A 14,899-nucleotide genomic window follows, 5' to 3' on the forward strand; every position below is an offset into this window, starting at 1 on the left:
CGAAGCCCGCTTCTCCGAAAGGGTGGAAGCGGGCCTGGCAGTTTTAAAAATTACAAGGAATAGCCAGACAACTTAGGCTGCCTTGGCTGGCATGATCTGGCTGGCGATGATTTTCTTCAGTTCCGGCACGCATGAACCGCAGTTGGTACCGCACTTCAGACCTTGCTGCAAAGCAGCCAGCTTGCTGTCCGCATCACCATGAGCGTCGATCAGGCTATCGTTGATTTCGGTTTCAGACACATTGAAACAGTTGCAAACGATACGGCCGCGCGACTTGAAGTTTTGCGGCGGCTTGTTCGACGGCATCAGTAACAGACGACCCAGTGCCGCCACCGACTGCTCACTCTCCAGGTATTCCTTGAGCCAGCCTTCGGCCGAGATATCCCCAGCCAGCGCCACTGCCTGCAATTTACCGTCACCAATCAGGATGCGACGCGTATTACCGCGCTTGGTATCGTCATAGCGCAGCACTTGCGCACCAGTGATGCTGAATTTGCTTTCGATCTCCGCCGTCAGGGCCGGATTCGCCGCATAGTCATCCGCCGCCCGGAACAGCACACCGACTTTGTCGCGCCCGAACAAAGTGCAGGAAGCATAGGCAAACTTGCGCATCAGCGGTCGCAAAGCGGACTGCAGATCAAGCAACCTGGCTTCGTCTATCCAGCCGAACACGATAAAGCGCCACGGAAATTCTGCTTTCAGTATCTTCACCGCTGCATGCTTAAGCTCAGGCTGCTTGGAGCTGCAATCAAACGCTGGCGTCGTTAATGCATTCACGCCATAGCTGCCTTCACCATTGCGCCCGCGACCGGAAACATATTCTTCACCCCAGTGCATGCCGATGAAGGCCTGGCCGGCACGCATATCGTCACCCAGCGCGACCGGGAAGATTTGCGAACCGCGCTTGCTGGTGACATGCACCAGATCGCCGACATTGAGTAAACGACGCTCCATATCGACTTTGGACAAGACGATGGACGGCTCCGAGGCATGTGAGAACAGTTGCGCTACGGTACCGGTACGACTCATGCCATGCCATTGATCACGCAAACGACCTGTGGTCAGATGGAAGGGATAACGCGCGTCAACTTGTTCCGCCAGCGGCTGGTACTGCGTATTCACAAACTTTGCACGGCCGTTCGCCGTCGGGAAGATGCCATCTTCATAAAGGCGCTTCTTGCCGCTGCTCGCACCTTCCGGAAACGGCCATTGTTGTGGCCCCTGCTCTTCCAGCAATTTGAAACTCAGGCCGGTGATATCCAGGTCACGACCACGCGTCGATTCCCTATGTTCGTTCCAGATTTCCTCAGTATTGGCAAACGGGAAGATGGATGATTTTTTACCGAGTGCGCTTTCCAGTTTGCGTGCGAAGGCTATCGCGATTTCCCAATCGTGTTTGCATTCACCGAGCTTGGGCAGTACTGATTTGAAACGTGTAATGCGACGCTCAGAGTTGGTGACCGTGCCTTCCTTCTCGCTCCAGGTCGAGGCTGGCAGCAACACATCGGCGTAATCACAGCTAGCCGTGGTCTTATAAGCTTCCTGCACAATGACCAGCTCGGCATTGCGCAATGCTTCCCGTATCATCGCTTGCTCAGGCATCGATTGCGCCGGGTTGGTACAGACGATCCAGATGATTTTGATCTCGCCGGTACGCACCGCTTCGAACATTTCCACCGCGCTTTTGCCTGGCGTTGCCGGTACGTCAGGCACACCCCACAACTTTGCGATCTCGGCGCGGTGCTCAGGATTCGCCAGATCACGATGCGCAGACAACATGGTGGACAAGCCGCCGACTTCACGGCCGCCCATCGCATTCGGTTGGCCAGTCAGAGACAAAGGACCCGCGCCCGGCTTGCCGATTTGATGCGTCGCCAGGTGCAGGTTAATCAGCGCTGCATTCTTGGCGGTGCCGGATGACGATTGATTCAGGCCCTGGCAGTACATCGACAAGGATGCTTTCGACTTGCCAAACATGCGTGCCGCCTGCATCAGGTCTTCTTCCTTGATGCCGCAGATGTCCGCCACAAACTTCGGCGTGTAGTCGCGCACGGTTTGTTTCAGCTCGGCAAAACCTTCGGTATGCTCGGCGATGTACTCGAGATCCACCAGGTCTTCCCACAGGCAGATGTGCAGCATGCCGTTAAACAGCGCCACATCGGTACCCGGCAGTATCGGCAAAAACAGATCCGCTTCGCGTGCCGTATCAGTCCGTCGCGGATCGGCGACGATGACTTTCAGCAAAGGATTGGCTTTGCGTGCATCCTCTATCCGGCGGTAAATGATCGGATGCGCATAGGCCGTGTTGGAGCCAACGATAAAGATAACTTGCGCGTGATCAATATCTTCGTAACACGGCGGCGGTGCATCAGCACCCAGCGTTTGCTTGTAACCGGCGACTGCGCTCGACATACACAAACGCGAGTTGGTATCGACATTATTGGTGCCGATCAAACCCTTGGCCAGTTTGTTGAAGACGTAATAATCCTCGGTCAGAAGCTGCCCCGAAAGATAGAAGCCGACGCTGTCCGGACCGTGATCGCGTATCGTCGCGGCGAATTTATTGACGATGAAATCCATCGTGGTTGCCCACGATGTACGTTCACGTTCATCACTGCGCGACAAGCGCATTTCCGGGTACAGCGCGCGCGACTGTTGTTGCAGGGTCGGGCGCGCCGTCAGATGCAGCGTGCTGCCTTTGGTACATAGACGGCCAAAGTTGGCCGGATGATCCGGGTCACCGCGTACCCCGATGACTTTTTCTCCATCGCTTTCTATCAAGACACCACAGCCCACCCCGCAGTAACAGCAGGTGGCTTTGGTTTCTGTCGATGTCGAAGCGCTCGCAGAAGGTTCAAGCCGGGCAGTAGAAAGCAAGGATGCGTTCATGCAGTGGCAGCCTCGCTGACCGGTGCATTCAATTCGACGGCGTCCAGATAGACGTCGCCACTCTCAACTTTGACCGAGAAGGTCTGGGTGCAACCTTCATCCGGTGCTGCTGCGCAACCGTCACTCATGCCGATGCTCCAGTTATGCAAAGGACAGGCGACACGTTCGCCGAACACGATACCCTGCGACAAAGGGCCACCCTTGTGCGGACAACGATCCAGCAGGGCAAAGACTTTGTCTTCGCTGTTACGGAAGATGGCGACATTCGGCTTGTCGGCGCGATTAACGACGCGGGAACCGAGTACAGGAATGTCGCTTACCTTGCAGATGACTTTCCATTGATTAGACATATGTAGCCTCGATAAAAATTGTGATGAATTTTGTTAAACAAACGTGCTGTGTACTTGCCGGATGTCCGCACCCGTGGCACGGACATCTGCGTGCTTAGATCGACAATGGTTCGAACTGGCGGGTATCGACCATCGCTTTTTCCGGTTCATGCCATGGATCGGACTCACCTTCCAGCGAGAACAACAGGCGCTGATACAGGGCCTTGCGGTTAGCCTCGTCTTCCAGCACTTTTTGTTTAGCATGATCCAGGCCTACACGCGCCAGGTAATGCACGGTTCGTTCCAGGTACCAGCCTTCCTCGCGATACAGTTGCAGGAAGGCACCTGCGTACTCCAGCACTTCTTCATGGGTTTTGAGTTTGACGAAGAATTCAGCCACTTCGGTTTTGATACCGCCGTTGCCGCCAACATAAATTTCCCAGCCCGAATCAACGCCGATTACACCGACGTCCTTGATACCGGCTTCAGCACAGTTACGCGGGCAACCCGAAACGGCGAGCTTGACCTTGTGCGGTGCATACATGCGTGCCAATTGATGCTCCAGTTGCTGACCCATTTTGGTTGAATCCTGGGTACCAAAACGGCACCATTCGGAACCGACACAGGTTTTCACCGTACGCAAACCCTTGGCATAACCGAGACCAGACGGCATGCCGAGGTCTTGCCAGACCGCGCGCAGATCTTCTTTCTTCACACCCAGCAAATCGATACGCTGACCGCCGGTCACCTTGACGGTAGGAATCTTGAACTTGTCGACCACATCAGCGATGCGGCGCAATTCCGAAGAGTTGGTTTCGCCACCCCACATACGCGGGATGACGGAGAAGGTGCCGTCTTTTTGGATGTTCGCGTGCGCACGTTCGTTGATGAAGCGCGATTGCGGATCATCCTTGGCTTGCCCTGGCCAGGTCGAGATCAGATAGTAGTTAATACCCGGACGGCAGCTGGAGCAACCGTTGGGCGTACGCCAGTTCATGTGCGCCATCACGCCGGCCACCGTCAGCAACTTCTCTGCCTTGATCGCATCACGTACTTCCTGATGCGTATGGTCGGTACAGCCACACATAGGTTTGGCTTTGGTGGATGCCGAGTAATCGCCACCAGCGGTCGCCATAATGATTTGTTCGACCAGGCCGGTACAGGAACCGCAGGATGCAGACGCCTTGGTGTGTTTGCGTACGTCTTCGATCGTGAACAAACCTTTTTCCTTGATCGCCTTAACGATGGTGCCTTTGCACACGCCGTTACAGCCGCACACCTCTGCGCTATCCGGCATCGCTGCCGCCTTGCTGAAGCCTTCGTGACCGACATCGCCGGGACGACCAGTATTAGCTTCGCCAAACATCAGGGTGTCGCGAATTTCGCTGATGTCCTTGCCTTCGCGCAGCAGGTTGAAGTACCAGCTGCCATCAACCGTATCGCCGTACAGGCAGGCACCGATCAGCTTGTCGTCTTTCAGCACCAGTTTCTTATAGACGCCACCGATAGGATCGGACAGCAGGATTTCTTCCGTACCTTCACCACCGAGGAATTCACCAGCGGAGAATAAATCGATACCAGTTACTTTCAGCTTGGTCGACGTGACCGAACCCTGGTAACGACCGATGCCGAAGTTCGCCAGGTGATTCGCGCACACCTTGGCCATTTCAAACAAAGGCGCAACCAGACCATATGCAGTACCGCGATGGTTCACGCATTCACCGACCGCATACACGCGCGGATCATAGGTTTGCATGGTGTCGTTGACGACGATGCCGCGATTGCAATGCAGGCCGGCGGATTCAGCCAGCGCAGTGTTCGGACGAATACCGACCGCCATCACCACCAGTTGTGTCGGGATTTCAGTGCCGTCGGTGAAGCGCAAGGCCTGTACACGGCCATTCGCATCGCTAATGATCTCTTGCGAGTTTTTACCGAGCAAGAAATTCAGACCTCTGTCTTCCAGAGATTTTTGCAGCATCTTGCCTGCCGCTTCGTCGAGCTGACGCTCCATCAGGGTGGTCGGCAAATGCACGACCGTTACTTCCATACCGCGCAGCTTGAGGCCGTTCGCCGCTTCCAGACCCAGCAAACCGCCACCGATGACGACCGCCTGCTTGTGCACCTTGGCCGCGTCTATCATCGCGTTGGTGTCCTGAATGTCGCGATAGGAAATCACGCCTTCCAGATCCTTGCCTGGTATCGGCAACATGAACGGATTCGAGCCGGTTGCCATCAACAGACGGTCATACGGTGCAACCGTGCCATCGTCGGCGATCACTACGCGTTTGACGCGATCGATCTCGACGATCTTTTTCCCCAGATGCAGGGTGATATCGTTTTCCGCATACCAGTCGACATCATTGAGCATGATGTCTTTGATGGTTTGCTCGCCCGCCAGTACCGGCGACAGCAGAATACGGTTGTAGTTGGCATACGCTTCCGCGCCAAATACCGTAATGTCATATAAGTCAGGAGCAATCTTGCGCAGTTCTTCCAGAGTACGTACGCCTGCCATACCGTTACCGACCATGACCAGTTTCATTTTTTTCATCGCTGCATCCCACAGATTTGTTGTTCGCAAATCTAAATAAGCAAAACAAATGCCAGTTTTACTTTTAGTGCGGTTTGTCTGGGAAACAGCGTTTTCGCACCATTTAAAGTTGCATTTCGCACTCAACAAGTGCGGAAGCCGGTTTATTTGGTGCAGTCGCCAACATTCGTCAACACGCATAAAGTGCACGCCCATTCGTGGATCACGCCCGCACTAAAGTGGCATGGCCCTTGCATATTTAGATGCAACCCTGTCTAACTCTGCGAGCTATCATGCAAAAAACCTCATTCTGGAAAGCTGGTCACACACCGACCCTGCTTGCCTCCTTCTTTTACTTCGACCTGAGTTTTATGGTCTGGGTCATCCTCGGCCCATTGGCGGTTCAGATCTCCGGCGACCTCGGCCTGACGCCTGCACAAAAAGGTTTAATGGTGGCAACCCCGTTGCTGGCAGGCGCTTTGTTGCGCATCGTCATGGGCGTGCTGGTTGATCATCTGAAACCTAAAAAGGCCGGCATCATCGGCCAGGTCATTGTCATGAGTGGTTTGTTATGGGCATGGCTCGGCGACCTGAGCAGCTATCACACCATGCTGACCTTCGGCGTCATCCTCGGCTTCGCCGGTGCTGCTTTTGCCGTCGCCCTGCCGCTGGCTTCGCGCTGGTATCCGCCGGAACATCAGGGCACGGCGCTCGGGATTGCCGGCGCCGGTAATTCCGGTACCGCCTTCGCCGCTCTGTTTGCACCGACACTGGCCATCCTGTTCGGCTGGCAAAATGTGTTCGGCCTGTGTCTGATTCCACTCAGCATCGCATTCGTGGTCTATCTGGTGTTTACCAAAGATGCGCCTTCGGCTCCACCACCTAAATCGCTGGTCGAATACCTGCATGTGCTTAAGGACAAGGACGCCTGGTGGTTTATGTTCTTCTATAGCGTAACCTTCGGTGGTTTCTCCGGCCTGGCATCCTCGCTGACTATCTATTTCAACGGTCAGTATGGTTTGTCGCCAGTGACCGCAGGCTACTTCACCGCAGCATGCGTATTTGCCGGTTCAGCCATCCGTCCATTGGGCGGCCGTCTGGCCGACCGTATCGGCGGCATCAAGACTTTGTCGATGATGTATATGCTGGCAGCCAGCTTCATGCTGATCGCCAGCTTCGGCCTGTCGTCAGCGATGGCAGCAGTCGTGATCTTTGTACTCGCGATGCTGGCACTCGGCGTCGGCAATGGTGCAGTGTTCCAGTTGGTACCGCAACGCTTCCGCAAGGAAATCGGTGTCATGACAGGACTGGTCGGCATGGCGGGCGGCATCGGTGGCTTCTATCTGGCTTCCAGCCTCGGCTACTCCAAACAATTGACCGGCAGCTACCAGGGTGGTTTGATTGTGTTTGCAGCCCTGGCCATCGTCGCCCTGCTCGGTTTGTCGGCAGTGAAAAATCGCTGGCGCACAACCTGGGGCAGCGCCGCCATGACCAATGCAAAAATCTGAGTCGCGTAGTCAGATGACACTGATAATGTATGTCCACCATACGAGCAATATCATGACCATGCTTTCATCCTTGCAGCCATGCCACTGACGCTTGCCGCGGCTTATTCCACGCGCGCCGGGCTGCGTCCGCACAACGAGGATTTCGTCGGCATGGTCATGCCTGACGAACCAGAGCTGTCGAGCAAGGGCATGATCGCGGCAATTGCCGATGGCGTATCCGGCAATGAAGGCGGACGCGAAGCATCCGAGTACACGATACGCGGCTTGCTGAGTGATTACTACGCGACCTCTGACACATGGCCGGTGACGCAATCGCTGGATCGCGTGCTCAAGGCCATCAATAGCTGGGTTCAGCATCAGGGTTCGATACGCGCCGAGCTGGCCGGTATGGCGACCACGCTGACGGCACTGGTGTTGCGCGGCAATTTTTATTACTTCGCGCATGTCGGCGACACGCGTCTTTATCTGTTGCGTGACGGCGTACTGAGCCGCCTTACCGCAGACCATGTGTGGGACCGTCCGGAAATGCAGCACGTGTTGACACGTGCAATCGGACTGGACTCGCAACTGGCAATCGACCATGGCATGGGTGAATTGCATGAAGGCGATGCATTTTTGCTGGCCACGGATGGTGTGTGGGCATCAGTTTCTGAGCACGATCTGAAAGAACAGCTGCTACAACTGGTCGGCAAACAGCAGGCAGCCGAAGCCATCGCGCATACGCTGATCGACAAGGCGCTCGAAGCGGGCGCGCAAGACAATGTCAGCGCGCTGGTAGTGCGTGTCGATGGCTTGCCGGAGACGAATTTACGCGATGCATTGTCCGGCTCGCAGCAATTCCCGGTACCGCCCAGACTCAAAGTCGGTCAGAAAATAGATGGGTATACCGTCGAGGAACAGATACACGCTTCCAATACCACCCTGCTCTATCGCGTATCCGAACCGCGTGCCGCGAATCAGACGCCGCGCTATCTGGTGCTGAAAACCTTGCATCCGGATCGCGCGCAGGACGTGCATGAGCGCTCGGCATTTGCGCATGAAGAATGGCTGACCAAGCGCGTGGTCGCGCGCTTCTTCCCGCAAATTATCACGCCGGAAAACAAAACCTATCTGTATTACCTCACGACCTGGCATGACGGAAATACACTGCAACAACATCTGGACGCGGGAGAACATTTCACGATACCGGATGTCATTGCACACGGTACCAAGCTGGTGCGTGCGATAGGTGCACTGCACAGGCGCAGCATCATTCATCGCGATATCAAGCCGGGCAATATTCATCTGGGCAAGGACGGCGAGCTGCGCATACTCGATCTGGGTGTTGCGCAATCCGGCCTGGAAGCGGAAGACGAGATGCGCGCGCCTCGTGCCGGTACGCCATCCTTCCTCGCACCGGAGCAATTCAATAATGCACCGGCATCGCAGCAAACTGATTTGTATTCAACCGGCGTCACGCTGTATTTATTGCTGACGCGGCATTTTCCTTACGGTGAGATCGAACCCTTCCAGACGCCGCGTTTTGGCGAAGCCGTCCCACCCAGCCGCTATCGCCCTGATTTACCTTTGTGGCTGGAGAATGTATTGCTCAAGGCGGTCGCACGCGATCCGGCTGATCGCTTCGAAACTGCCGAAGAGTTTTTGCTGGCACTGGAACGTGGCGCCAGTCGGCCACTTCCTGCGATTGCACCCAAGCCGTTGGCAGAACGCGATCCGGCATCCTTATGGCGCGCAGTCGCAGCGGTCTCCATCGTATTGAATTTGTTGTTGCTGTATTTGCTGATGGTGCGTTAGCGCGCACTCAAGAATGGCGCTGCGGACGCCTGCATCCGCAACGCCAGTACGAAGTCAGCGCTATCAGGCCGCTTCCTTGGATGGATGCGACTGACGGTGATACAGGAACTCCAGCACGGCAGTCCGGTATTGCGAGTACAAAGGGTCCTGCGCCAAAGCCACCCGTTCGCGCGGACGCGCCAGTTTCACTTCCAGAATTTCGCCTATGGTCGCCGACGGTCCATTGGTCAGCATGACGATTTTGTCGGACAAGAGCACCGCTTCATCAACATCATGCGTCACCATCACCACGGTGGAACCGGTCGCTGCCACGATCTTCAGCAACTCATCCTGCAAGTGTGCACGTGTCAACGCATCCAGCGCGCCGAATGGTTCATCCATCAACAACACCTTAGGCTCCATCGACAAGGCACGGGCAATACCGACCCGTTGCTTCATCCCGCCGGAGATTTCATTCGGACGTTTCTGCTCTGCATGCGTCAAACCAACCAGCGCCAGCGCTGCCTTGGTGCGTTCGCGCAGTTTGCTTTTCGCTTCGGTACTGCCGAAGACACGCTCGACTGCCAGGTAGACGTTCTCATAGCAGGTCAGCCACGGCAGCAGCGAGTGATTCTGAAAAACCACGGCGCGCTCCGGCGACGGACCGGCTATTTCACGATTGGCACACAAGAGCATGCCGTTGGTCGCATGCGTCAGGCCGGCGATCAGATTGAGCAATGTTGACTTGCCGCAACCAGAGTGCCCGATCAGGGTAATGAACTCACCTTTTGCCACCGTCAGATTGATATCGTTCAGCGCATTGAACACGCCCTTCTTGGTATGAAAGGACATTTCCGCATGCTGTATATCGATGAACTTGCTATGTATGTTATCCATGATGATGCTTTCCTATACGTTGAGATCGCTTACAGCCAGCGTTAATTTTTCACATCTTCATAGCTGAAGAACTTGGCGATACCGACCAGGATCTGTTCCAGCACCAGGCCGACTATGCCGATCACCACGATGGCGATGATGATGTGCGCCACGTTCAGGTTGTTCCATTCATCCCATACCCAGAAGCCGATACCGACGCCACCAGTCAGCATTTCTGCCGCGACGATGACCAGCCATGCAGTACCGATCGCCAGGCGCACACCTGTGAGCATGTACGGCAATACCGACGGAAACAAAATCTTGGTGATGATCTTCCACTCGGACAGATTCAATACCTTGGCCACATTCATATAGTCTTGCGGCACACGCTGCACACCGACTGCGGTGTTGATAATCATCGGCCAGATCGAGCAGATAAAGATGGACCAGATCGCGGCAGGATCAGCAGCCTTGAATACCAGCAGGCCGATCGGCAACCAGGCCAGCGGCGATACCGGTTTCAGCAGGCTGATGATCGGATTGAACATGCCCGACAGGAAAGAAAAACGACCGATCATGAAGCCCAGTGGGATACCGACCAATGCTGCCAGGCCAAAACCGACGCCGACACGTTTCAGCGACGCCAATATGTTCCAGCCTATGCCCTGATCATTCGGGCCGTTGCTATAGAACGGATCGGAGAACAGGTCGATAGCTGATTTCAGCGTCAGTGACGGCGACGGGATGCCGCTGTTTTTGACGGCGATGATTTCCCATACCAGCACCAGGAACACCAGGCCAAAAATCGGCGGCAACACCGTCAGGAAGAAAGGTCGCAACGATAATTTGCTCCCCTTCGCTTTAGGCGTCGCGACCACGCTGGCCGGTGTCGTCACGTGTTGCATGACATGCTCCGGCTTGCCGCTTTCGGCGGCTGCACCGACAGGCGCGTTTTCTACTGCAGGCATAATTGCACTCATGATGTTTCCTTAGGCTTTGATCTTGAATGATTCCGCGTAAGCTTTTGGATTCTTGCCGTCCCACACCACGCCGTCGATCAGCTTGGACGAGCGCATAGGGCTCTTAGGAACCGGTACGTTCGCCAACGCAGCCGCTTCCTTGTACAGATCGATGCGGTTCACCGATTTGGCTGTACCCAGATAATCCGGCTCACCTTTCGCCAGGCCCCAGCGTTTGTGCTGCGTCATGAACCACATGCCATCCGACAGGTAAGGGAAATTCGCCTGACCGTCGTTGTAGAACTTCATGTAGTTAGGGTCATCCCAGGTTTTGCCCAGACCGTTTTGGTAACGACCAAGAATGCGTTGGTTGATCACATCGACCGAAGTATTCACATAGGATTTGGCGGCAATCACTTCGGCCATTTTGTTTTTGTTCGACAGCGAGGAATCAATCCAGCGACCTGCTTCCAGTATCGCGGCCGTCAGCGCACGTGCGGTGTTCGGATGCTTCGCGACCCACTCGGATGTCGTACCCAGTACTTTTTCCGGATGATCTTTCCAGATGTCTTGTGTCGTCGCTGCGGTAATACCGATGCCGTCAACAATCGCGCGGTGATTCCATGGCTCACCCACGCAGTAACCATCCATATTGCCGACGCGCATATTGGCAACCATTTGCGGTGGCGGCACGGTGATGACTTTGGCGTCCTTCATCGGATTAATACCGTAAGTCGCCAGCCAGTAATACAGCCACATCGCATGTGTGCCGGTCGGGAAGGTTTGCGCAAAGGTGTATTCGCGCTTTTCCATTTGCATCAGCTTGGCCAGACCAGGACCGTCTATCGCACCGCTGTCTGCCAGTTTCTTCGACAGAGTGATGGCCTGACCGTTGTTGTTCAGTCCCATCAGCACGGCCATGTCTTTCTTCGCACCACCTATGCCTTCATGTACGCCGTACACCAGGCCATACAAGACATGCGCAGCATCCAATTCGCCGTTCACCATCTTGTCGCGCACACCAGCCCACGAGGATTCCTTGGTCGGCACGATTTTGATGCCGTATTTTTTATCGAAGCCCATGACAGACGCCATGACGACAGATGCACAATCGGTCAACGGAATGAAACCGACTTTGACTTCTTCTTTTTCCGGCTTGTCCGAACCTGCCGCCCATGCACCCTGAGTTGCCAGACCACTGAAGGCCGATACCGAAATGGCTGTGCCCGCTTTCAAGACTGTGCGCCGTGTCATATTGAATTTCCTGTCGTTCGTTGTCATGGTTTTCCTCAAGGTCTTCAGCAATAAAAAAAGGACGCCCGGTCAGCAAGAGCAGCGCTCCTGCGACACGGACGTCCTTGTCCCAAACCATACCGGCCATCATTGGTCAGCACAGTTTTTAATTCTTAACACCGTCGTTGGTGTTACCTACAGTTCAGCAATATGCATGCCAGCGTTTAACGCATGTTTAAGCAAACACAGGGCGCACTCAAACGCGTTTTACTGCTCTTTTTTCGTGCAACAGCATTTATTTAGTGCAATGACAGGTGCAAACATCAACCCAGCAAATCGGCGACATCCAGGATACGTTGCGCCAGTTCCGACAGCTTCAGGTTCTTGTCCATCGCCATGCGACGCAGCTTGGAATAGGCTTCATCCTCAGAAATCCGGTGCCGCTCCATCAGCAAACCCTTGGCGCGTTCTATGGTCTTGCGCTCGGCCAGCTTGAGTTTGGTATCGGATAATTCAGTCCGCAGCTTTTGCTCTGCATTGAAGCGCGCCAGCGCCACATCCAGCACCGGCTTAATGCGCTCAGACTGCAAACCGGCCACCACATAGGCCGAAACGCCTGCCGCCATTGCCGCCTCCATACTGGAAGTCGCGTGATCTTCGGTAAACAAGACGATGGGGCGGCGCGCGTCACGCGTCGCCATCACCACATGCTCCAGCACGTCACGCGAATCGGATTCGGCGTCGATGATGATCATGTCCGGCTGCAGTTGCGCGACACGATCCGGTAAATGCATGTCGGCCGGGAAAACCGCAATGATGTTGTATCCGGCCTCCAGCAAACCGATGCGCAAGGCACGCGAGCGCTCGGCCTGCATCCAGGCGTTTTCATCCTGCTCGCCTTCCGGCGGCATGACAGTATTGACGACGATGATGCGCAGCGACCTTACGTCGGAGCGCACATCAGGGCGAAAATCGGGTGGTGTAGTTTCAATCATCACAACATTCCAAAAGCAAGTCCTGCGGTCGGTGACCAGAATAAGCTACAATCCACGCAAGAATCACACCACATGTTGCATCTGATTGGCAACTTTACTCCCCATGCTTGTTCTCGGTATCGAATCCTCCTGTGATGAAACGGGTCTGGCGTTGTATGACACACAACGCGGCTTGCTCGCGCACGCGCTTTATTCACAGGTGAAAATGCATGAGGAATACGGCGGCGTGGTGCCGGAACTGGCCTCACGCGACCATATCCGCCGCGCGATTCCATTGCTGGAGCAGGTATTTGCCGAAAGCGGCGTCCAACACGATGCCGTCGACGCCATCGCCTATACACAAGGCCCTGGCCTGGCCGGCGCTTTGCTGGTCGGCGCTTCCGTCGCCTGCGGTCTCGGCCTGGCGCTGGATAAACCGGTATTAGGCGTCCACCATCTGGAAGGGCATTTGCTGTCGCCGCTGCTGGCCAGCGAACCGCCGGAGTTTCCGTTCATCGCCTTGCTGGTATCCGGCGGCCATACGCAATTGATGCGGGTAGACGGTGTCGGCCAGTACACCATGCTGGGCGAAACGCTGGACGATGCGGCAGGTGAAGCCTTCGATAAATCAGCCAAGTTATTGGGCCTCGGCTATCCGGGCGGCCCGGCGATTTCGCGCATGGCTGAATTTGGTGATCCGACTGCTTACAAGTTGCCGCGCCCGATGCTGCATTCGAAGAACCTGGACTTCAGCTTCTCTGGTCTGAAAACCGCGGTGCTGACCGTCGTCAAAAATCAAACCACGAATATCTGCGAGCAGGACAAGGCCAACATCGCACGCGCGTTTGTCGATGCCATCGTCGAAGTACTGACGGCCAAATGCGTAACCGCACTCAAGCACACCGGCCTGAAACGCCTGGTGATCGCCGGCGGCGTCGGCGCCAACCAGCAATTACGCGCATCGCTGAATGCAGCAGCAGCGAAGAAGCACTTCAAGGTGTTTTATCCGGAACTGGAATTTTGCACCGACAATGGTGCGATGATTGCATTCGCCGGAGCGATGCGTTTGCAGCTGAATCCCGCTGCTGCCAAGCGCGATTACGCCTTCAATGTGAAGCCGCGCTGGCCGCTGGATAGCATACGCGAGATCTGAAGCCTGCCCGCCCGGGGCCAGCTTCATTCCACTACATACTTACTTCTTCTTGCTGCCCAGGCGGCTTTCTTTTCCTGCCAGCAGGTTACCGATATTTTTGCTGTGTCGGTACACCAGCAGGATACTCATCGCCAGCACTGCCAGCAAGATCACATCCGGGCCAAACATCAAACCGTAGTAGAACGGCGCGAAGATGCTGGCGATCAAAGCCGCCAGTGATGAATAGCGGAATGCATACGCAATCACCAGCCAGGTAATCAGCGTCGCCAGACCCAGCCAGCCATTCAGTGCCAGCAAGACACCGAGCGCCGTCGCCACACCTTTACCACCGACAAAGCGGAAGAATACCGGCCATAAGTGGCCAAGGAAGACCGCAATCGCGACCAGCGCCACGCCATTCTCATGCACGCCATAGGCCGGGCCGAAGTGCTTGACCAGCCAGACCGCGACGAAGCCTTTGGCGCCATCGCCGAGCAGGGTCAGGATCGCCGCTTTTTTATTCCCGCTGCGCAGTACATTGGTAGCACCCGGATTCTTCGAACCATAGCTGCGCGGATCGGCCAGCCGGAAGCATTTGCTGACCACCACTGCAAATGAAATCGAACCAATCAGATATGCTCCGATTGCAAACAAAACTGTATTCATACCTGCCTTTTTAGTATTTCAGCGCCG

General features: G+C 55.4%; 11 protein-coding genes. 3 read left to right on the forward strand and 8 right to left on the reverse strand.

What is annotated here, in order from left to right; translation table 11 throughout:
* Window positions 1–72: 72 nt before the first annotated feature.
* The 3 genes from DBR37_RS16070 to nirB all read right to left on the reverse strand — a co-directional run bounded on the left by DBR37_RS16070 (window position 73) and on the right by nirB (window position 5,772).
* Complete coding sequence (locus DBR37_RS16070) at window positions 73–2,889, reverse strand: nitrate reductase (protein ID WP_124575493.1); 2,817 nt, start codon at window positions 2,887–2,889, stop codon at window positions 73–75.
* Window positions 2,886–3,239: a nitrite reductase small subunit NirD gene (gene nirD, locus DBR37_RS16075; protein WP_124575494.1), complete on the reverse strand. Its 354-nt coding sequence runs from the start codon at window positions 3,237–3,239 to the stop codon at window positions 2,886–2,888. Before nirD ends, DBR37_RS16070 begins: the two co-directional genes overlap by 4 nt.
* 94 nt (window positions 3,240–3,333) lie before the next feature.
* Window positions 3,334–5,772, reverse strand: a complete 2,439-nt coding sequence (nirB, locus tag DBR37_RS16080; protein WP_124575495.1) for a nitrite reductase large subunit NirB — start codon at window positions 5,770–5,772, stop codon at window positions 3,334–3,336.
* A gap of 272 nt (window positions 5,773–6,044) precedes the next feature.
* Here nirB and DBR37_RS16085 point away from each other — a divergent pair, with 272 nt between their 5' ends.
* Window positions 6,045–7,259 carry a NarK/NasA family nitrate transporter gene (locus DBR37_RS16085; RefSeq protein ID WP_124575496.1) on the forward strand — a complete coding sequence of 405 codons (1,215 nt, stop codon included), beginning with the start codon at window positions 6,045–6,047 and terminating at the stop codon, window positions 7,257–7,259.
* Between the two features lie 78 nt (window positions 7,260–7,337).
* The gene (locus DBR37_RS16090; protein ID WP_124575497.1) at window positions 7,338–9,053 is read left to right on the forward strand and encodes a bifunctional protein-serine/threonine kinase/phosphatase; all 1,716 of its coding nucleotides are present in this window, start codon (window positions 7,338–7,340) and stop codon (window positions 9,051–9,053) included.
* 63 nt (window positions 9,054–9,116) lie between these two features.
* Here the strand turns inward: DBR37_RS16090 and DBR37_RS16095 are convergent, their stop codons facing one another.
* The 4 genes from DBR37_RS16095 to DBR37_RS16110 form a co-directional block, all read right to left on the reverse strand.
* Entirely contained in the window at window positions 9,117–9,929 is an 813-nt protein-coding gene (locus tag DBR37_RS16095) for an ABC transporter ATP-binding protein (RefSeq protein ID WP_124575498.1), read from the reverse strand.
* A 41-nt stretch (window positions 9,930–9,970) separates the two neighbouring features.
* Complete coding sequence (ntrB, locus tag DBR37_RS16100) at window positions 9,971–10,888, reverse strand: nitrate ABC transporter permease (protein WP_124575499.1); 918 nt, start codon at window positions 10,886–10,888, stop codon at window positions 9,971–9,973.
* A 9-nt stretch (window positions 10,889–10,897) separates the two neighbouring features.
* A complete protein-coding gene (locus DBR37_RS16105; protein ID WP_124575500.1) occupies window positions 10,898–12,121 on the reverse strand; it encodes a CmpA/NrtA family ABC transporter substrate-binding protein in 1,224 nt (407 codons plus the stop codon).
* Between the two features lie 302 nt (window positions 12,122–12,423).
* Window positions 12,424–13,095 carry an ANTAR domain-containing response regulator gene (locus DBR37_RS16110; RefSeq protein ID WP_124575501.1) on the reverse strand — a complete coding sequence of 224 codons (672 nt, stop codon included), beginning with the start codon at window positions 13,093–13,095 and terminating at the stop codon, window positions 12,424–12,426.
* A gap of 103 nt (window positions 13,096–13,198) precedes the next feature.
* On the opposite strand from DBR37_RS16110, the gene tsaD reads away from it, so the two are divergent.
* The gene (gene tsaD, locus DBR37_RS16115) at window positions 13,199–14,227 is read left to right on the forward strand and encodes a tRNA (adenosine(37)-N6)-threonylcarbamoyltransferase complex transferase subunit TsaD (RefSeq protein WP_124575502.1); all 1,029 of its coding nucleotides are present in this window, start codon (window positions 13,199–13,201) and stop codon (window positions 14,225–14,227) included.
* A gap of 39 nt (window positions 14,228–14,266) precedes the next feature.
* Here the strand turns inward: tsaD and plsY are convergent, their stop codons facing one another.
* A complete protein-coding gene (gene plsY / locus DBR37_RS16120) occupies window positions 14,267–14,872 on the reverse strand; it encodes a glycerol-3-phosphate 1-O-acyltransferase PlsY (protein WP_124575503.1) in 606 nt (201 codons plus the stop codon).
* Window positions 14,873–14,899 lie beyond the last annotated feature (27 nt).

The organism is Herminiimonas sp. KBW02 (assembly GCF_003852535.1).
Lineage (GTDB): Bacteria > Pseudomonadota > Gammaproteobacteria > Burkholderiales > Burkholderiaceae_D > Oxalicibacterium.